Here is an 18966-nt window from a genome sequence, read left to right as displayed (position 1 = left end):
ATATACCGGCTCGCCCTGAACGTGACAAAAGTAAGCGCTTTACTTTACCGGAACGGGAATCCATATAATATCAGCCGATTCTGTAACAGACGATCAACGCAGAGAAAAGCCCTGAGAGCAGAGAATACAGGAACAAAACGGCGGGTATACTGTCGGAAAACCGAATAATCCATTAATATGGATGAGATTGATTTAAGCACACGAAAGGGGGGGATGTGCTGATTACTAACAAAAATAAATCGGGACTGAAAAAAACGCACTGGGTCAGTGCGGCAGTTCTGTTTGCCTTGTATACCAACACCGGTTGGGCTTTTAGCATTGATGATGTCGCCAAAGAGGCAAAGTCGTTAGCGGGAAAAAGTTTTGAAGCGCCGAAGAGCAATTTGCCCTCTCAGTTTCGTGACATGAAATATGCTGACTATCAGCAGATTCAGTTTAATCACGATAAAGCCTATTGGCATAAACTGAAAACGCCATTCAAGCTGGAGTTTTATCATCAGGGCATGTATTTCGATACCCCGGTAAAACTGCATGAAGTCACTGCCAACGCGGTCCGGGAAATCAAATACAGCCCGGAATATTTTAATTTTGGCAATGTTCAGCACGATCCGGAAACCATTAAGAACCTGGGTTTTGCTGGTTTTAAAGTGCTTTATCCGTTAAACGCCAAAGATAAAGATGACGAAATCACCAGTTTCCTCGGCGCCAGCTATTTTCGCGTGATTGGCGGCGGCCAGGTTTATGGCCTCTCTTCGCGTGGGCTGGCGATCGATACCGCGCTGCCTTCTGGTGAAGAGTTCCCACGTTTTCGCGAATTCTGGATTGAGCGTCCAAAGCCGCAGGATAAACAGCTGGTAATCTATGCGCTGCTGGATTCTCCGCGTGCTACCGGTGCCTACCGCTTTGTGCTGCGTCCGGGTAAGGACACCAATGTGGATGTGCAGTCAAAAGTCTATCTGCGCGACAAAGTAGGCAAGCTGGGCGTTGCGCCGCTGACCAGCATGTTCCTCTATGGTCCGAATCAGCCTTCTCCGATAGTCAACTATCGTCCTTCTCTGCATGATTCCAACGGTCTGTCGATTCATGCCGGTAACGGCGAATGGATCTGGCGTCCGCTGAACAATCCGAAACATCTGGCGGTAAGCACCTTTACCGTAGAAAGTCCGAAAGGATTTGGCCTGCTGCAGCGCGGACGCGAGTTCAATCAGTATCAGGATCTCGACGATCGTTACGATCTGCGCCCAAGCGGCTGGATTGAGCCGCAGGGCGACTGGGGTAAAGGTCGCGTAGAGCTGGTTGAGATCCCGACAGCAGATGAAACCAACGATAATATCGTTGCCTTCTGGACGCCGGAGAATCTGCCGGAGCCGGGCAAGGAAATGAACTTTAAATATCGTTTGCACTTTACCCGTGATGAAGACCAGCTGCATTCGCCGGATACCGCATGGGTGAAAAATACGCTGCGTTCTACCGGCGATGTAAAACAGTCAAACCTGGTGCGCCAGCCAGACGGCACCCTCGCTTTTGTGGTGGACTTTGTCGGTCAGGATATGAGCGCGCTGCCGGATAACACGCCGGTTACGCCTCAGGTTAGCATCGGCAATAACGGTGAGATTGTTGAACAGAGCGTGCGCTATAACCCGGTAAACAAAGGCTGGCGTTTAATGCTGCGCATTCGCGTTAAAGACAATAAGCAGCCGACCGAAATGCGTGCCGCACTGGTTAACGGTGATAAAACGCTGACGGAAACATGGAGCTATCAGTTGCCTGCCAATGAATAAATCAATCCTAACTCCCGCTGACTATATCGACGCGCTGCCGCTGCCGCCGGACGGCAAAGCGGCGCTGGCGTCAAATCTGCCCGCCCCGGAGGCGGGCGGTGAGGTTTACAGCAAACTGCATCAGCAGCTGGGCGAGAATGGCCCAGCCGAAGCGCGTGCCGATGACGCGCCGCTGAGCTCGGTAAAGTCACGTATTGAAATGAGCTGGCCGGACTCGCTGGATGAGGGCAAACAGTTCAGCGAGGATTATCTCGGACGCACCACGCTGAAGGCGATGCCGCCGGTAAAGCGTTCGCTGATGTTCCCGGAAGCCTGGCGGACTAACCCGCTGGCGCGCGCCTGGGATTCGCTGCGCGGACGTAAATCCACCCCGCGCTACGCCTCGGCGGAAGAACAGCGCCAGGAAGATAAATGGCGTCATGTCGGCTCAATTCGTCGTTATATTCTGTTGATCCTGACGATTTTCCAGACGGTGATCGCCACCTGGTATATGAAGACCATTCTGCCTTACCAGGGCTGGGCGCTGATCGACCCAATGGATATGCTCAACCAGAACTGGCAGCAATCGCTGCTGCAACTGCTGCCTTATGTGTTGCAGACCGGGATTCTGTTCCTGTTCGCCATTCTGTTCTGTTGGGTCTCTGCCGGTTTCTGGACGGCGCTGATGGGCTTTCTGCAGCTGCTGATTGGCCGCGATAAGTACAGTATCTCGTATACGCTTACCGGCAATGAGCCGATCGATCCCACTCATCGCACCGCGTTGATTATGCCGATCTGTAACGAAGATGTGGAACGCGTCTTTGCCGGTTTGCGCGCCACCTGGGAATCGGTAGTGCGCAGCGGAGAGAGTCAGCATTTTGACGTCTATATTCTTAGCGACAGCTATGATGCAGATATCGCCGTGGCGGAACAGAAAGCCTGGATGGAGCTGGTTCGTGACGTGGGCGGGGCAGGGAAGATCTTTTATCGCCGCCGCCGCCGCCGCGTGAAGCGTAAAAGCGGCAACATCGATGACTTCTGCCGCCGCTGGGGCAGCCAGTACAGCTATATGGTGGTGCTGGATGCGGATAGCGTAATGAGCGGTGAATGTCTGACCGGTCTGGTACGCATGATGGAAGCGAACCCGAATGCCGGTATTATCCAGTCTTCACCAAAGGCATCCGGGATGGATACGCTCTATGCGCGTTGCCAGCAGTTTGCCACGCGCGTTTACGGGCCGTTGTTTACCGCCGGACTGCACTTCTGGCAGCTGGGCGAGTCGCACTATTGGGGGCATAACGCCATTATCCGCGTGAAGCCCTTTATCGAGCACTGTGCGCTGGCACCGCTGCCGGGCGAAGGCTCGTTTGCCGGGTCGATCCTCTCCCATGACTTTGTCGAGGCTGCGCTAATGCGTCGCGCCGGCTGGGGCGTGTGGATTGCCTACGATCTGCCCGGCTCGTATGAAGAGCTGCCGCCTAACCTGCTGGATGAGCTGAAGCGTGACCGTCGCTGGTGTCACGGCAACCTGATGAACTTCAGGCTGTTCCTGGTTAAAGGCATGCACCCGGTGCACCGCGCGGTGTTCCTCACCGGCGTGATGTCTTATCTTTCTGCGCCGTTGTGGTTCCTGTTCCTCGCGCTCTCCACTGCCTTGCAGGTGGTGCATACACTGATGGAGCCGCAGTACTTCCTGCAACCGCGCCAGCTCTTCCCGGTGTGGCCGCAGTGGCGTCCGGAGCTGGCTATTGCGCTGTTCTCTACCACGCTGGTGCTGCTGTTCCTGCCGAAGCTGTTGAGCGTAGTGCTGATCTGGTTTAAAGGCGCGAAAGGCTATGGCGGCGCGCTGCGTCTGCTGGCCTCAATGCTGCTGGAAATGCTGTTCTCGGTGTTACTGGCGCCGGTGCGTATGCTGTTCCATACGGTATTTGTGGTCAGCGCCTTCCTGGGTTGGGAAGTAGTGTGGAACTCACCGCAGCGTGACGACGATGCTACGCCCTGGAGCGAAGCGTTCCGGCGTCATGGTTCACAGATGCTGCTGGGTATCGTCTGGGCGGTGGGCATGGGCTGGCTGGATCTGAACTTCCTCTGGTGGCTGTCACCGATTGTGTTCTCGCTGATCCTGTCGCCGTTTGTGTCGGTAATTTCCAGCCGCGCCAGCAATGGGCTGGCGACCCGCCGCGCCAAGCTGTTCCTGATCCCGGAAGAGTATGCGCCGCCGAAAGAGCTGGTGGATACCGATACCTATCTGCAGCTGAACCGCGAACGTGCGCTGAAGCAGGGCTTTATGCATGCGCTGTTCCATCCGTCGTTTAACGCCCTGGCCACCGCGCTGGCGACCTCGCGTCACCTGAAAAGCGATCTGCTGGACTATGCGCGCGACCGTCGGGTAGAGCATGCCTTAAGCGATGCGCCGTCGAAGCTGAACCGCGATGAGCGTCTGGCGCTGATTAGCGATCCGGTAACGCTGGCGCGCCTGCACTATCGTCTGTGGCAGGATGCAGAAAAGTACCGTGAGTGGCAGGACTACTACCGTACGCTGCAGCTGAATCCGCTGGCGCTAACGCCTGCGAAATAAGCCGGTGCCTGGCCTGTTTCGCGGGCCAGCGCAGCCATAGTGCCATTAGCATGTTGCAAGAGCGGCCTTCGGGCCGCTTTTTTATTCCCGGCTGGCAGTAGGCTATTTTTAAACAGAGGGCGGACAAACGCCGGACAGCCAATATCAGGCTGACTAAAAGAGAGGTAAAAGATTGAAAAAAGGATTACGTAGCGCAGCCCTGCTGACGCTGGTATTGCTGTTAACCGGCTGCGGCAGCATTATCAGCCGCACCGTACCCGGACAGGGGCACGGTAATCAATATTATCCTGGCGTACAGTGGGATGTGCGCGACACGCCGTGGCGTTTTCTCACCATTCTCGACGTGCCGCTGTCGGCCCTGCTGGATACGCTGCTGTTACCGGTCGATGCACAGCACGGGCCTTATGAATAAAAACAGGGTTACCAGCGGTCTGATTCGTTATTGCTGCCGCTGTCTTCCCACTCCTGGGCTACCGCTTCGCCTTCTTCGGTATCCAGCGGCGCTTCCAGCTGGAATTCACCTTCGTCCCATTCGTGCAGCGTGTTTTCCGGCATCCATTCCTGGCGCAGCTCCACCTCATCGAAGTCACCCTCGAAAATAGCCTGCGCAGCTTCACCGGTGCGGAGAGGCAGCAACTCGCCGTCATCGCTTTCATCAGCGAGAAACTCCGCCTGCCACATAATTTCGCCATCCTGCATCACATATTTTTGCAGATTGAATTGCCCTACTGAAACCTCATCTTCATCCAGCTCTGGGTTATTCGCCAGGAACTCTTCACGGGCGCTATCGATAGCTTCTTCCAGTGTGCTAAACATGCTCATTAGTCTCTCCTAATCTCCTCAAGGATGGTTTCAGGAAAGAATAGACGAAGTTTCAGCACTCATAGCATCAGCTTTAAAAAAACTGTCTGGATGGGCGGAAATCAGACCCTTTCGCTCCGTAGTGGAACGAAAGGGAAAAGAAGGGGTTAGTAAAGTTTCTCTTTGCCAGGCGGACGCGTTTTAAAACGACGGTGCAGCCACATATACTGCTCCGGGGCCATCAGTACCGCTTCTTCAACGATCTGATTCATCCGCCTTGCGGTGGCTTCCTCGTTATCGGTCGGCACATCTTTCACGTCAGGCAAGACGATCAGCTCATAACCTTTACCGTGCGGCAGACGACGCGGCAGGAAAGGGATCACGGCGGGCTTCGCGGTGCGGATCAGCATATAGCTGCCTTTGGTCGAGGCAGCATCCGGCACGGCGAAAAAGGGCACAAAGACGCTGCTTTTCGGGCCGTAATCGTGATCGGGCGCATACCAGATGATCTCGCCCGCCTTCAGCGCGCGGATCATGCCTTTGAGATCCTTACGATCGATCATGCTCTTATTCGAGCGCATGCGGCCCCAGGTTTGCAGCCAGTCGATCACCGGATTGTCATTAGGACGATAAACGCCGATGCCGGGGTTCAGCAAGCCGAACATGCGTGCGCCCAGCTCCAGGGAAAGAAAATGCATCCCGATCAGCAGAATGCCTTTCTGCTCGCGCTTTGCCTGCTGAATATGCTCATCACCGATACCGGTAAACCATTTCCGCACCCGCCAGTCCGGCCAGAACCAGGCGATGCCGGTCTCCAGAAAACCCATGCCGACCGACTCAAAATTGCGCTTCAGCAGCGCATCGCGCTCGGCGGGCGGCATTTGAGGAAAGCAGAGCTCAATATTGCGTTGGGCGATCGCCGCGCGTCGTTTCATCACGCGCATCGAAAGACGACCTAAACCACAACCGAGATGGTAAAGCACCGGGTAGGGCAACAATACCACCAGATAAAGCAGGCCAATACCAAGCCAGAGGAACCAGTAACGCGGATGAAGCAGATCGCGTGAAAATTGAGGCAACTGAGTCATGTTCTTCCAGTTATTCGTTGCAGCAGGTAAAAAACGCCGCAGTGTCCAATTTGAAGGGTGTATTGTGCCACTTTTTTACTTATTGCTGAAACCGGGATGTCAGCCAGATGTCCGGCAGCACAATCACTGCACTGCCGGATAGCGTTTAAAAATCAAACAAACCTTTCACTTCGTGCGGCTCGCAGCGCCAGTATTGTGGCGGCGCCTGCACTTTTTCGCCCAGTTCGGCGGCGGCGTGCCACGGCCAGCGCGGATCGTAAAGCATGGCGCGGGCCAGGGCGATAGCATCGGCTTCACCGTTGACCAGCACCGCTTCCGCCTGCTGAGGTTCGGTAATCAATCCTACGGCAATCACCGGCATGGTGGTCAGGGCTGCTTTAATCCCTGCGGCGAAAGGCACCTGATAGTTCGGGCCAACGCTGATCTGCTGCTGGGGCGACAAACCGCCGCTGGAGACATGAATATAGTCGCAGCCGGCAGCTTCCAGCGCCTTGCTTAGCGCGATGGATTGCGCCTCATCCCAGCCGCCTTCTACCCAGTCAGAGGCGGAAATACGCACGCCAACCGCCTTATCACGTGGGAAGACACGGCGCACCTCATCAAAAATTTCCAGCACCAGACGCATGCGATTTTCCAGTGAACCGCCATATTCATCGTCACGCTGGTTGGATAAAGGTGAAAGGAACTGATGCAGCAGATAACCATGCGCGGCATGGATTTCCACCAGCTCAAAGCCCAGCCGATCGGCGCGGATGGCACTGTCGATAAAGGCCTGTTTGATTTCGGCGATACGTTCTTTGGTCAGCGCCAGCGGGGTGCCGTCTTTTTCGCTGTAGGGCAGCGCTGAAGGAGCGGAGGTCTGCCAGCCGCCCTGCTGCGGCGTTAAAAAGCCGCCGCCACGCCAGGGTACGTCGCAGGAGGCTTTGCGTCCGGCATGGCCCAACTGGATCCCCAGCGGCATGGTTGCGTAGCGTTTTACATCATTGATGGTTTCCGCCAGCGCCTGCTCCGTTTCATCATCCCACAGGCCGAGATCCTGCGGCGTAATGCGCCCGGCAGGCTCAATGGCGGTGGCTTCGATAATCAGCAGTCCAGCGCCGGAGAGGGATAAATGTCCCAGATGAATGCGATGCCAGGGCGTCGCTTTGCCCTGTTCTGCCGAATACTGACACATCGGCGCGATGATAATACGATTGCTGAGCGATAATTTGCCCAACTGCAACGGCGTAAAAAGCTGACTCATGTTTTTCTCCATCTGTTATCACCTGAGTGATAGTAAGGTCGCTAATGATATAACACGGCTTAATTCAATTGGCAGAGCGGGTAATTGTCAGTATGTGCGGTAAGAAGAGATCGTCAAATGTGGAAAAAATGCTGCAAAGCTTTGCTTCACTGTTAAATCAGGTATGATGTCGCCCGCAAAAAAGAGCTCACTACCGGGAAAGAACACCATGCCAGTGTTACATAACCTTGTTTCAAACAAAGAGCTGAAAGCGCGCATGCTGGCCGAAACCGAGCCGCGCACCACAGTCTCTTTTTATAAATATTTTCATATCGCCGATCCCAAAGCTTTTCGTGATGCGCTTTATCTTGCACTGACCGAGCTGAAAGTTTTTGGACGTATCTACGTGGCCCATGAAGGGATTAACGCGCAGGTCAGCGTGCCGGCCAGCCTCTATGCGCGCATGCAGGAAACGCTGTACGGCTTTGATCCAGCACTGAATAATATGCGCATGAATATCGCGCTGGATGATGACGGCAAATCGTTCTGGGTGCTGCGGCTGAAGGTGCGCGATCGCATCGTCGCTGACGGCATTGAGGATGAAAGTTTCGATGCCAGTCAGGTGGGCGCGTATCTGAAAGCGGATGAAGTCAACGCCATGCTGGATGATCCGGATGCAGTGTTTGTTGATATGCGCAACCACTATGAATATGAAGTGGGGCATTTTGACAAGGCGCTGGAAATTCCTGCCGATACTTTCCGCGATCAACTGCCGATGGCAGTGGAGATGTTGCAGGATAAGAAAGACAAAAAGATTGTTATGTACTGCACCGGCGGGATCCGCTGTGAAAAAGCCAGCGCCTGGATGCTGCATAACGGTTTCGGGCAGGTTTATCACGTTGAAGGCGGCATTATTGAATATGCTCGCCGTGCGCGCGAGCAGGGCCTGCCGGTGCGTTTCAAAGGCAAAAACTTTGTCTTTGACGAACGCATGGGCGAACGCATTTCAGATGATGTGATTGCTCATTGCCATCAGTGCGGCGCGCCGTGCGATACGCACGTTAACTGCGTGAACGATGGTTGCCATCTGCTGTTCATTCAGTGCCCGTCCTGCGCCGAGAAGTTTCAGCATTGCTGCAGCCCGATGTGCATGGAAGAGGCAGCCTTGCCGCCGGAAGAGCAGCGCGCTCGTCGCGCCGGACGTGAAACCAGCAACAAGATCTTTAATAAATCGCGCGGCCTGTTAACCGCCACGCTGACGATCCCGGCACCGATCGATAAAAAATAACAGCTGCCTGGGGGAAGGGAAAACACTCGCGGTCAGGGAAATTGCAAAAAACTGCTCGGGGGAGATCGCAAAGGTCTAATATGCGCCCGCGCGGGGTGTCCCGGGACACCCCGCGCCTTGAGTTTAGCGTTAGCCTTTTAGAGTCTGTATGGTCTACTTCTGGCGTACGCCTTCCACAGAGATGATCAGCTCAACCTCCTGCGAGGCCGGACCAAGGTCTTTAGTGATATTAAAATCCTTCAGCGCCAGTTTGCCTTCCGCCTCAAAGCCAGCCCGGTAGCCGCCCCAGGGATCGTCCCCCTGGCCCAGCAGTTTCGCTTCCAGCGTAATCGGTTTGGTTACGCCGTTCAGCGTCAGATTGCCGGTAATATCCAGTTCGTCGCCATCCTTTTTCACGCCGGTAGAAACAAAGGTTGCCTGCGGGAATTTGCTGACGTTGAGAAAATCGGCGCTGCGCAGATGCTTATCACGTTCGGCATGGTTGGTATCAACGCTGCTGGTATTAATCGTTACGTTAACTTTATCGGCCGCCGGGTTTTTCTCATCAAAGGTAAAGCCGCCGTCAAAATCTTTAAAGGTGCCGTACAGCCAGCTGTAGCCTAAATGCTTAATGCGGAACTGAATAAAGGCGTGCTGCCCCTCTTTATCAATTTTATATTCCGCTGCGGTAGCAGCCTGAGCACCCAGCAACAACGTGGCTGCGGTCAACGCGCAAAGCGTTTTTTTCAACATATTATTTCTCCGTTTTAACAGATGAAGTGATGCGGTAGCCCAGCATACGTTTCAGGGTAATATCGCGATCGATAAAGTGATGCTTTAATGCAGCCAGTCCGTGCAGCAGTGACATAATCACTACCAGCCAGGCCAGCCACAGGTGAATATCGCCCGCCAGATCGGCCTGCGCACCGTAGCCGCTAAAAGTAGCCGGAACAGGCAACACGCCGAAGACGTCGATGGGTTTGCCTTCTGCGGTTGATATCAGATAGCCGCTGATAAAAATGGCAAAAAGCAATAAATAGAGCAGCAGGTGGACCGCCACGGCGGAATAGCGCACCAGCGGAGAGTAGCTGGCGAGCGGAGCAGGGGGCGGAGAAACAAAGCGCCAGATTACCCGTAAAATCATGACGGCAAACAGCACCATGCCGATGCTTTTATGCAACTCCGGCGCCTTATGATACCAGGTGTCGTAATAGCCCAGCGAAACCATCCACAAACCCAGCGCGAACATACCGTACACGGCCAGCGCCACCAGCCAGTGGAGCAATAAGCTAAAATGACCATATCCGTCGCCGCTATTTTTCCATCCCATCGCCATATCTCTGCTCAATGTTTTGACATGAGACTGTACAAGCTGAAACAGAAAATCAACAAAAAACCGCTAGCCACTCTGCTTTTTTAATTTATCTCAAATTAATTGATTGTTTAAAGGTGGTTATTATCAGTTTTATCGCCTGAAAAGCCGCTGGTATTAGCAAAGTAATATTTTACAGCGAGAGAGCGAGGAAGCATTCTGGCGCTAAAACAAGCATAACGTTAGCAAAATAATGTGTAAGTCAGCCTTTCGGTCAGCCATATAATAGCCATGAAAAAAATGCGGCTGTTAAGAATAATAATTTCAATAAATTTGAATCAAATATCGACTTTTGTTGGCGTTTAGTCAGTTTTTGTCAATGCGGCAGCGGCGTTTGACAGGTGCCCGTGCAGAGCGTGAAGATAAAAATTAACTTTTTTATAATATCTGGCCGGTAACCTGGTGTTGCCGTTTCCATACGACGCTGAGCTGAAAATCTCGTTCGGTTTTTATGGTTATAAAAACTATTATCTGGCGAAAGGATGAGATTCCGTACCAGCTTAAACGCTGTGGATAGCCTAATATTTCATCAAATTTGCATTTTGCCTTTACAATCGATAAAGTAAATCTGTGTCAATAAACGTGATGCAGATCTCATTCTGTTGAGCGTATTCATGCTGCGTTATAGCTTTCCTTACCATCAGCCGCTGCTGGCTATGAAAGCTATGGTGCTGCCTACCGTCATCGCGTAATCCGTGAGGAAACGATATGAACGTCGCTACAGGCTCATCTAAAAAACATTTCTGGCAGAAAAAAGGCCAAAAAGAACTTACCGTCGATGATATTACCATTGTCGATAAGGCTATGCTGAAACGCGCTGTGGGTGCAGCCGCGCTCGGCAACGCCATGGAGTGGTTTGACTTTGGCGTATACAGCTATCTGGCCGTTACCATTGGTAAAGTGTTCTTCCCCGGCGGCAGTCCGGCTGCACAGTTGATTGCCACCTTTGGCGCTTTCGCCGCCGCGTTTCTGGTACGTCCCATTGGCGGGCTCTTTTTCGGCCCGCTGGGCGATCGTATCGGTCGGCAAAAAGTGCTGGCCATCACCATGATCATGATGGCAATCGGGACCTTTTGTATTGGACTGATCCCCGGCTATAACAGCATCGGTATTGCTGCACCGTTACTGCTGCTGCTGGCGCGGCTGGTACAGGGCTTTTCCACTGGCGGTGAATATGGCGGCGCGGCGACCTTTATCGCTGAATACTCAACCGACAAACGTCGCGGTTTTATGGGGAGCTGGCTGGAATTCGGCACGCTGGGCGGGTATCTGTTGGGCGCGGGGCTGGTCACCGCACTGACGGCGCTGCTCTCTGCCGATCAGCTACTTAGCTGGGGCTGGCGTATTCCTTTCTTCATTGCTGCACCGCTGGGACTGTTTGGCCTTTATATTCGTCTGAAGCTGGAAGAGACACCGGCGTTTCAGAAGCATATGGAAAAACAGGAAGCGCTGGAACACAGCAAACCGCGGCTAACTCTGTGGCAAATGCTGCGTAAATATCGGGCACAGATGCTGAAGTGTATTGGTCTGGTACTACTGTTTAATGTCTCCAACTATATGCTGACCTCTTATATGCCCAGCTATCTCACCGGCGTGCTGGGTCTGAGCGAGCTAAGCGGCCTGATGCTGGTGCTGGTGGTGATGTTTGTTATGATGCCGCTCACGCTGTTCTGGGGACACTGGAACGATCGCCTGGGACGTCGTCCGGTGATTGCGCTGGGCGCGGTGGGGCTGCTGGTATTCTCCATTCCCTGCCTGATGCTGGTGGCGACCGGCAACCTGGTATTTGTTTTCATTGGCCTGATGATCTTTGGCGTGCTGCATAGCTGCTTTAGCGGCACCATGCCGTCGGCGCTGCCAGCGCTGTTTGCCACCGATGTGCGCTATAGTGCGCTGGCTATCGGTTTTAATATCTCCGTATCGCTGTTTGGCGGCACCACGCCGTTGATGACCGCCTGGCTTGTGGATAAATTCCAGAATCTGCTGATGCCAGCTTATTACCTGATGGGAGCGGGCGTTATCGGCTTGATTACCGTGTTCTTTATGCGCGAAACGGCGCGTAAGCCGCTGCATGGTTCAGCACCGGCGGTGGGTTCAGAAGCAGAAGCGGTAAAACTGGTGAAAAAACTCAAGCTGCGTCGCCAAAAAGAGCACAGGGCGACGCAATAATTAGCGGCAAAGCCGAACGGGTAATATTAAACAATCAAAACGATAATAATTATCGCAGAAATAATAAGGCACAATTTTATTGTGCCTTTATTGTTTTATTTAAAACGGGACAAAGAAAATGGCGATAAATCAAATTTACATGATTTATTGCTGGCAAAGGCGCTGGCTATTTCACCTAATACGCTGGCGAATTTAAAACCGTGACCGCTGAGTCCGGTTATTATCATGCGATTATTATCTTCCGGCAGCGTATCGATAATAAAATCCTCGTCGGGAGAATTATCATAAGCGCAGGCGGCGCCGTGCAAACAAACCCCTACGCCGGGCAGAAAGCGGCGGAGGAAATTAAAAACCTCATTGCCATCGCTGGCATAAGCGCCAAAAGGTTTGCGATCCTGTGCGTTCTGCATTGGCTGACCACCGTCATGTCGGCCTATTTTTAGCGCGTTATTATCTGCGGGAAAGCCGTAATACTGGCTGCCATCGGCCATTTCCACGGTGAAGCCGGGAAACTTATTATTTTCGCTGTAGCGCCCGTCGGCCTGATACCAGGCAAACACTTTGCGTACTGGCGTAACCGGTATATCAGGGCAGAACTGCTTAACGGCGGTGCCGACGCTGAGTAACAGCTTGCGTCCATAGTAGTCGCCATCAGCCGTGGTCACGCGCTGCAGCTCATCTTCGCGGGCAATGGCGGATACCGCACAGTTAAACAGCTGAGCGCAGCCCGCTTCGCGCGCCAGGCGAATCCAGCTGCGAATCGCCACCTCTGATTTCAGATAGCCGGAGCGCGGTTCAAAAACGCCCGTGTAGCCTTCCGGTACCGCAATTTCTGGCCAGCGTTGGCGTATCTGCTCTGGCGATAAAACCTCAATCTCCAGCTGAAACTGGCGTGCGCTTTCTGTTACGTTGTTAATAAACGGCGAGTCGGCAGGAGAAAGGTTGATGATGCCGCTGCGGTGCATAATCTGTTCACCGCTCTGTTGCTCCAGTTCATCCCACAATTGCTGAGCGCGCAAAACCAGTGGAACATAGCGAGCGCCCTCGCCATAGGCGTGACGAATCAGACGCGTTGCGCCGTGGTGGCTGCCTTCCTGATGGGGCGGGTGCGCGCTGTCAATCATCAGCACCTTAAGCCCGGCACGCGTCGCGTACCAGCCTGCGGCGGCCCCGACGGAACCACTACCGATAACGATAAGATCATAAACCATTAGCCAACTTCTCCTGATGCTGCGAAGGCTTAGCAGCATAGCAAAAGCGTGCAGATAATAAAAAGGCACCCCGCAGGGTGCCTGGTTAACCAACGTTACTGGTTAATGCTTTTTGTAGTCTCGGGCAAGGATTTCGCTGGCTTCTATTTTAGCGATACCTGCTTCCAGAATGGAGATAAACTGTCTGGCAACGTCCGTAGTCAGCCAGTAAGTCGGCCCTACGTCGGCTTCATCAGGCTGTTGCTCATTAGATGAAAGCGAATGCAGACGAATCATCATCGCATCATACGAGTCCACGGTACTGATATCCCATCCAACGAGGGGATGTGTCTGAATAATCTCTTTATTACTGTCCATTATAACCCCCTTATTACTCGTAGAACGAAGTGATTATTTGAGGTTTCAATGCGGCTTTTTTTCACAGAGCAGAGTGATTATAACAGTGTTACAGATTTAAGCGGCACGAAAAATGCTCGAATAGCGTAATTAATCTACGGAGAATAATATTTGAACAGAATTCTGATTATTCTTAGCAGGAAAAGAACTCCTGCATAATGCAGGAGTTTATAAAAATCAAAGAGTGGTATCGGGTTGAATTTTAACCGGGGCGTGACGTTTTTCCAGCTCAGCCGCAAGACGAGCAAAATGCTGCTGCATTCCCTCATCATGATTTTGGTTTTGCGCTTCCAGTCGCAGGCTATGAATCAATAACTGATTAGATTTATCGTCCAGACAAAAGGCAAGATAGGAAAATGCGTTTTCCAACACGGTAAGACGACGCTGCTGTTCACCAATTAACGCCAGCAGTTCACCAAAGGTCATCGCCTCTTCAGGTTTATCAGCGGTCATGGTTAACACCTCCTGTAAGTCATGACGGACGCCAGAATATGTCATCGGCTTACAACAGTCTATAACCGCGTTGGGAGGGCGGCGAGGCGGTAAAGATAAAAAAAAGCCGGATGGCGATATCCGGCAAACAACGGCACAAAAAGAAAGCTAGTCAGTGATAAACCAGTCGTCGGCGCTCTCCCAGGTTTCCTGCAGGATCTCGGTCACACGATCTTTGGCATCTTTACCACTGCCCATCACGGTCAGGTTATTCGCGCTGGCGTAGCGCACCGAAATATGGTTGGCCATTTCCGGAAATTCTTTATCGATTCGTTTTGACAGTTCCTGCGTCAGCGCATCGATAGCGCCGGCAGGGAGCTGAGTGGTTTTCGCTATGGTTACTTCAACACGCATATCTGCCTCCGCTGTGAGTACTGGCTATTTATACAGTTAATGCGGCAGCAAAGCAACGAAAAGCGAGCAGGATGTCGATGAAAAAATGGAGAGAATTACAGAAGCGGCTGATGGCAAAACATCAGCCGCAGGGGATCATCAGGCAATGCGCCAGTTCAGGGTTTCACCGGCGAGGAAAGGCACCAGCGTATCGCCCGCCGCCGCAATGCTTTCGTCGACAGTCCAGGGTTCACGCACCAGGCGAATCGTTCCTTCATTCAGCGGCAGACCGTAAAAGTTTGGGCCGTTTTCTGAACAGAAGGCTTCAAAATGCTGTAGCGCACCCATCTCTTCAAAAACCGTAGCGTAAGCGGGGAGCGCGGTCGGCGCATTAAACACCCCGGCGCAGCCACAGCTGGCCTCTTTACGATGACGTAAATGCGGCGCGGTATCGGTGCCGAGGAAGAAGCGATGGTTACCGCTGGCAATTACCTTGCGCAGCGCCTCCTGATGGACATTGCGCTTCAGGATCGGCAGGCAATAGAGATGCGGGCGCACACCGCCCACCAGCATATGGTTACGGTTAAACATCAGATGCTGTGGCGTGATTGTCGCAGCCAGCAGATCATTGCCCGCCTCGACATACTGTGCGGCTTCTTTGGTGGTGATATGTTCAAACACCACTTTCAGTTCAGGGTAGCGCTGACGCAGCGGCTCCATAACCGTTTCGATAAAGCGTGCCTCACGATCGAAAATATCGATATGCGCATCGGTCACTTCGCCATGAATCAGCAGCGGCATGCCGATGCGCTGCATACGCTCCAGCACCGTGGCGATGGCGTCAATACTGGTTACGCCATGACTGGAGTTGGTGGTGGCGTGAGCGGGATAAAGCTTGGCTGCGGTAAAAACTCCGGCCTGAAAGCCTTTTTCCACCTCATCAGGCTGAAGCGAATCGGTAAGATAGCAGGTTATTAACGGCTGGAAAGTATGTCCTTCCGGCAACGCGGCCAGAATACGTGCGCGATAGGCGCTTGCCGCCTCCACGCTGGTGACGGGCGGCACCAGATTAGGCATCACAATGGCACGGCCGCACACGGCGCTGGTAAAAGGCAATACGGCGCGCAGCATCTCATCGTCACGCAGATGGATATGCCAGTCGTCAGGGCGGCGAATGATCAGTTGCTGAGGTTGTGCAGTCATGAATTAGGCTCCGGCGGTGGGAAATCAAGGCAGTTTTTAGCCGGGTATCAAGCATAAGGATAAAGGCAACCGATTGCACTTGCTTTATGTCGGCCGCGCGAAAAAAGTCTGGAGAAACAGGAGAAGTGGTGCAAATAGCGCCAGCGCCTCCGCTGCCTTGCGGGAGGAGCGCAGCCTGTCACGCCCGGATAGCCTGGAATCGCAAAGCGATTAAAGGTAAATAGCCCGCGCCGCAGAAAACAGCGCGGGCGGCTGTGGTCAGTCGATAAAAGGGATCACCAGCTCACCCGGTTTTACCTCAATTCCTTTCGCCAGTTTTTTCGCCATCGCTTCCGCTTTGCTGCGATCTTCGCTCAGGATATAAGCCGGTTCGCGATCGAAATAGCTTTTCAGCGACTGGTTAAGATAGGGCGTGAGGGTATGCAGGATCGGCTGCATTTTTTCCGGCTGCACATTGGCTTCCACGATCTCCAGATCCTTCAGAAAAATCGCGCCTTTTTGTTTATCGAAGAACGGCTGAGCTTTCATCTTCAGCTGCATATCCGCCTGCTGCGGCCCCAGCAGCGAAGTGATATTCACTTTCGCATTGCCGGAGAGCGTCACCTTACCGGCTTCCTCGCGGCCAATCTGACTGCTGAGGTTATTCAGCACGATATGGGCATTAACCAGCCCGGACACGCCAATGTCTTTCTGATAATTATTATGTTTCTGCAGGGCCTGATTGATCTCCTGCTCGGAAATTGTGTACTGGGTTAGCTGATTACAGGCGGTCAACAGACCGGCCAGCACAAGGGCGCAGAGCGCCAAAAACGCCTTGTTCATGACAATCCTCGAAAGTAATGCGGAGAAAGTCTCCTTTTCAGGAGGCTAAGCTTGCCGCAATCACCGTCGTGAGTCACCAGGAAAACAGGAAAAGAAAGGTAAAACGCGGGAAGAAGGACAGCAGGCGGCGAAACGCTGCCCTTAAAAAATTAACCCGCAACCGAACTTAACAAATTGACCTGCGTTTGCTTCGCCATATTATCGCGATACTCCGCGACCCGGCTGGGCCAGTTAATACCCGCTATCAGCGTCAGCGAACGCAGCAGAGGAAACAGGTTAATATCATCCAGGCTCAGTTCGCCATTAACGGCGTTCGGCTTCACGATCAGCTTATTGAGATCGCGCATATCGTTAGAGATCTTTTTGATCAGCCCGTCTGCATGCTGTTTTAATTCAGCAAAGTCGCCAATGTTGGCTTCCTTTTTGTTTTTGAAATAGCTGCGCGCCTGCGGCGTGGCGAACTCGGCAAAAGCGCCTTCAGCAACGCGCGGCAGCAGCAGCTTATTCACATAGCTACCCATGTTGCGCAGCCAGTCGTTAATTGCGGGATTGGTTTTACCGGTCAGTAATGGTTCGCCATCCAGCTGATCGACATAGCGCACAATATCAAGGCTCTCCGGCATACAGCTGCCATCCTCTTTTTGCAGAATCGGCGCCATTTTCTGACCAATCAGACGGACTGGTGTCTCCTCATCATCGTTAAGCATTATCACCAGTTCTACCGGCAGATTTTTCAGGCCAAAAATCATGCGTGCTTTAACGCAAAACGGACAATGATCGTAAATATAGAGTTTCACCGCATCTCTCCTTACTCATATTGCCAACAGCAGGCTGCCGTCAGCAATTATTTGAATATGCTTAAAAAGTATGGAAGAGATCCCCGGGAAGGGCAAACCGCAACGGCATGTTAGCCGCCGCGCAATATAGCGGGCGCTGCGGCGCGCGGCTGAAATTGCCACCACAGCGCCAGCAGGGTAATTGCACCGGTACAGCCCAGCATCAGCCACGGCAGCTCCGGCAAATCCAGCTCGCGTCCGGTATCAAATATCCAGCCGCCGCCGGTATATCCCAGCGCGCCGCCCAGCGCCAGACCCAGGCGACTAAAGCCAAGATAGCTGCCGCGTGCCCGTGAGCTGGCCAGCTCCGCGCTCAGGGTTTCACGCGCCGGCTCGGCAATAATTGCGCCGATATAGAACAGGCAGATCAAAATAAACAGCTGCTGTAAGGAATCAGTCAGGCCAATCGGCAGCAGGCTCAGCGTCATCAGCAGCAGACCAGCCATTAAACGATGCTCCAGACGAAAGCGCTTTTCGCTCCAGCGGGCAATCGGATAAAGCAGTGACAGCGACAGCGCAGCCTCAATGGCATACATCCATTTGACTGCACTGGCAGTTCCGGCAATCTGGTTTACCATAATCGGCAGCATCAGCATGACCTGAACCGCCAGAATGTAATAGCCGGTTAAGGTCAGCACATAGGTGCAAAAACGGCGATCTTTCAGCACCCGTCCCAGCCCTTCGCGCAGCGGGGTCGGCACGGTAGAAATACGCCAGGCTGGCAGCAGCAGCGCGTTAAACAGCGCGGCCAGGACAAAAACCAGCGCGCCCACCCAGCAAACCAGGCGGAAATCCCACGCCAGCAGCCAGCTGCCAATCAGCGCACCCAGCACTGCGCCAGCGCTGTCCTGCATCATCAACAGCGAAAAGAAACGGCCACGCGCCTCGGGACGAATCAGCTTCACCACCAGCGCGGTACGCGGCGGATCGAACAGCGTGCCGCCAATGCCGGAAAGCAGACAGGAAAACCACAATACCCACGGCTCGTGTGCCACCGCCATCGCAGCAAAACCAGCCGCACGCAGCAACATGCCGCTGATAATCATTGGCTTGGCGCCGAAGCGATCGGCAATAGCGCCGCCAAATACGCCCAGTCCCTGCTGCACCAGCTGGCGCAAACCCAGCGCGATCCCGACGATCATCGCCGCCCAGCCCAGCTGATCAACGAAGCGGATTGAGATCAACGGGAACACCACAAAGAATCCCAGCACCACCAGCATGTTATCTACCAACAGAAAAACCCGACCAAGACGTCGGGCGCGCGCAACTCCAGCCATGCTGATTCCTTAGCGATGCTAAATATAATTACTCTTTAGGGATATTATTTTGCGCGCTAACTGTTTAATTTAACAGCAAGTGCAGAATGATATTTTTTTATCGATCTTTGGCAAAATGTGCTGTAATTTCAGTGGAGTA

Annotated in this window: 18 protein-coding genes; 5 read left to right on the top strand and 13 right to left on the bottom strand. The window is 53.3% G+C overall.

The window, feature by feature from the left end; genetic code table 11:
- The first annotated feature begins 245 nt into the window (after nucleotides 1-245).
- From mdoG to B1H58_RS19865, 3 genes are all read left to right on the top strand, one after another.
- Nucleotides 246-1781: a glucans biosynthesis protein MdoG gene (gene mdoG / locus B1H58_RS19875; RefSeq protein WP_157130255.1), complete on the top strand. Its 1536-nt coding sequence runs from the start codon at nucleotides 246-248 to the stop codon at nucleotides 1779-1781.
- Nucleotides 1774-4338, top strand: coding sequence for a glucans biosynthesis glucosyltransferase MdoH (gene mdoH / locus B1H58_RS19870; protein WP_085072144.1), 2565 nt, complete (start codon nucleotides 1774-1776; stop codon nucleotides 4336-4338). The genes mdoG and mdoH overlap by 8 nt, the downstream gene beginning before the upstream one ends.
- 172 nt (nucleotides 4339-4510) lie before the next feature.
- Entirely contained in the window at nucleotides 4511-4750 is a 240-nt protein-coding gene (locus B1H58_RS19865) for a YceK/YidQ family lipoprotein (RefSeq protein WP_085072143.1), read from the top strand.
- A gap of 8 nt (nucleotides 4751-4758) precedes the next feature.
- On the opposite strand, the gene B1H58_RS19860 is transcribed toward B1H58_RS19865, so the two are convergent.
- The 3 genes from B1H58_RS19860 to B1H58_RS19850 all read right to left on the bottom strand — a co-directional run bounded on the left by B1H58_RS19860 (nucleotide 4759) and on the right by B1H58_RS19850 (nucleotide 7470).
- A complete protein-coding gene (locus tag B1H58_RS19860) occupies nucleotides 4759-5160 on the bottom strand; it encodes a MysB family protein (RefSeq protein ID WP_085072142.1) in 402 nt (133 codons plus the stop codon).
- Between the two features lie 146 nt (nucleotides 5161-5306).
- A complete protein-coding gene (locus B1H58_RS19855) occupies nucleotides 5307-6227 on the bottom strand; it encodes a Kdo(2)-lipid IV(A) acyltransferase (protein ID WP_085072141.1) in 921 nt (306 codons plus the stop codon).
- Between the two features lie 145 nt (nucleotides 6228-6372).
- Nucleotides 6373-7470: an NADH:flavin oxidoreductase/NADH oxidase gene (locus tag B1H58_RS19850; RefSeq protein WP_085072383.1), complete on the bottom strand. Its 1098-nt coding sequence runs from the start codon at nucleotides 7468-7470 to the stop codon at nucleotides 6373-6375.
- A gap of 208 nt (nucleotides 7471-7678) precedes the next feature.
- Between B1H58_RS19850 and trhO the strand changes: the two genes are divergently transcribed.
- Nucleotides 7679-8737, top strand: coding sequence for an oxygen-dependent tRNA uridine(34) hydroxylase TrhO (gene trhO / locus B1H58_RS19845; RefSeq protein WP_085072140.1), 1059 nt, complete (start codon nucleotides 7679-7681; stop codon nucleotides 8735-8737).
- Between the two features lie 153 nt (nucleotides 8738-8890).
- Here the strand turns inward: trhO and B1H58_RS19840 are convergent, their stop codons facing one another.
- Nucleotides 8891-9466: a YceI family protein gene (locus tag B1H58_RS19840; protein ID WP_157130254.1), complete on the bottom strand. Its 576-nt coding sequence runs from the start codon at nucleotides 9464-9466 to the stop codon at nucleotides 8891-8893.
- A 4-nt stretch (nucleotides 9467-9470) separates the two neighbouring features.
- On the bottom strand, nucleotides 9471-10046 hold the full coding sequence (locus tag B1H58_RS19835) for a cytochrome b (protein WP_085072382.1): 576 nt from the start codon (nucleotides 10044-10046) through the stop codon (nucleotides 9471-9473).
- Nucleotides 10047-10796: 750 nt separating this feature from the next.
- Here B1H58_RS19835 and proP point away from each other — a divergent pair.
- Nucleotides 10797-12257, top strand: coding sequence for a glycine betaine/L-proline transporter ProP (proP, locus tag B1H58_RS19830; RefSeq protein ID WP_085072138.1), 1461 nt, complete (start codon nucleotides 10797-10799; stop codon nucleotides 12255-12257).
- Nucleotides 12258-12352: 95 nt separating this feature from the next.
- On the opposite strand, the gene solA is transcribed toward proP, so the two are convergent.
- The 8 genes from solA to mdtH all read right to left on the bottom strand — a co-directional run bounded on the left by solA (nucleotide 12353) and on the right by mdtH (nucleotide 18827).
- Nucleotides 12353-13468 (bottom strand): N-methyl-L-tryptophan oxidase, encoded by a 1116-nt coding sequence (solA, locus tag B1H58_RS19825; RefSeq protein WP_085072137.1) that lies wholly within the window; start codon nucleotides 13466-13468, stop codon nucleotides 12353-12355.
- A 102-nt stretch (nucleotides 13469-13570) separates the two neighbouring features.
- Nucleotides 13571-13825: a biofilm formation regulator BssS gene (gene bssS, locus B1H58_RS19820; RefSeq protein ID WP_084970930.1), complete on the bottom strand. Its 255-nt coding sequence runs from the start codon at nucleotides 13823-13825 to the stop codon at nucleotides 13571-13573.
- A gap of 216 nt (nucleotides 13826-14041) precedes the next feature.
- Nucleotides 14042-14317 carry a hypothetical protein gene (locus tag B1H58_RS19815; protein ID WP_085072136.1) on the bottom strand — a complete coding sequence of 92 codons (276 nt, stop codon included), beginning with the start codon at nucleotides 14315-14317 and terminating at the stop codon, nucleotides 14042-14044.
- 147 nt (nucleotides 14318-14464) lie between these two features.
- Nucleotides 14465-14710: a DNA damage-inducible protein I gene (gene dinI, locus B1H58_RS19810; RefSeq protein WP_085072135.1), complete on the bottom strand. Its 246-nt coding sequence runs from the start codon at nucleotides 14708-14710 to the stop codon at nucleotides 14465-14467.
- Nucleotides 14711-14848: 138 nt separating this feature from the next.
- The gene (gene pyrC / locus B1H58_RS19805; RefSeq protein ID WP_085072134.1) at nucleotides 14849-15892 is read right to left on the bottom strand and encodes a dihydroorotase; all 1044 of its coding nucleotides are present in this window, start codon (nucleotides 15890-15892) and stop codon (nucleotides 14849-14851) included.
- 258 nt (nucleotides 15893-16150) lie between these two features.
- Nucleotides 16151-16714 carry a lipoprotein gene (locus B1H58_RS19800; protein ID WP_085072133.1) on the bottom strand — a complete coding sequence of 188 codons (564 nt, stop codon included), beginning with the start codon at nucleotides 16712-16714 and terminating at the stop codon, nucleotides 16151-16153.
- A gap of 149 nt (nucleotides 16715-16863) precedes the next feature.
- Nucleotides 16864-17511 carry a glutaredoxin 2 gene (grxB, locus tag B1H58_RS19795; RefSeq protein ID WP_085072132.1) on the bottom strand — a complete coding sequence of 216 codons (648 nt, stop codon included), beginning with the start codon at nucleotides 17509-17511 and terminating at the stop codon, nucleotides 16864-16866.
- Nucleotides 17512-17621: 110 nt separating this feature from the next.
- Nucleotides 17622-18827 (bottom strand): multidrug efflux MFS transporter MdtH, encoded by a 1206-nt coding sequence (gene mdtH, locus B1H58_RS19790; protein WP_085072131.1) that lies wholly within the window; start codon nucleotides 18825-18827, stop codon nucleotides 17622-17624.
- Nucleotides 18828-18966: the final 139 nt, after the last annotated feature.

The sequence above is a fragment of the Pantoea alhagi genome, assembly GCF_002101395.1.
GTDB classification, from domain to species: Bacteria; Pseudomonadota; Gammaproteobacteria; order Enterobacterales; family Enterobacteriaceae; genus Mixta; species Mixta alhagi.
This window is presented reverse-complemented; position numbering and strand designations above follow the sequence as displayed.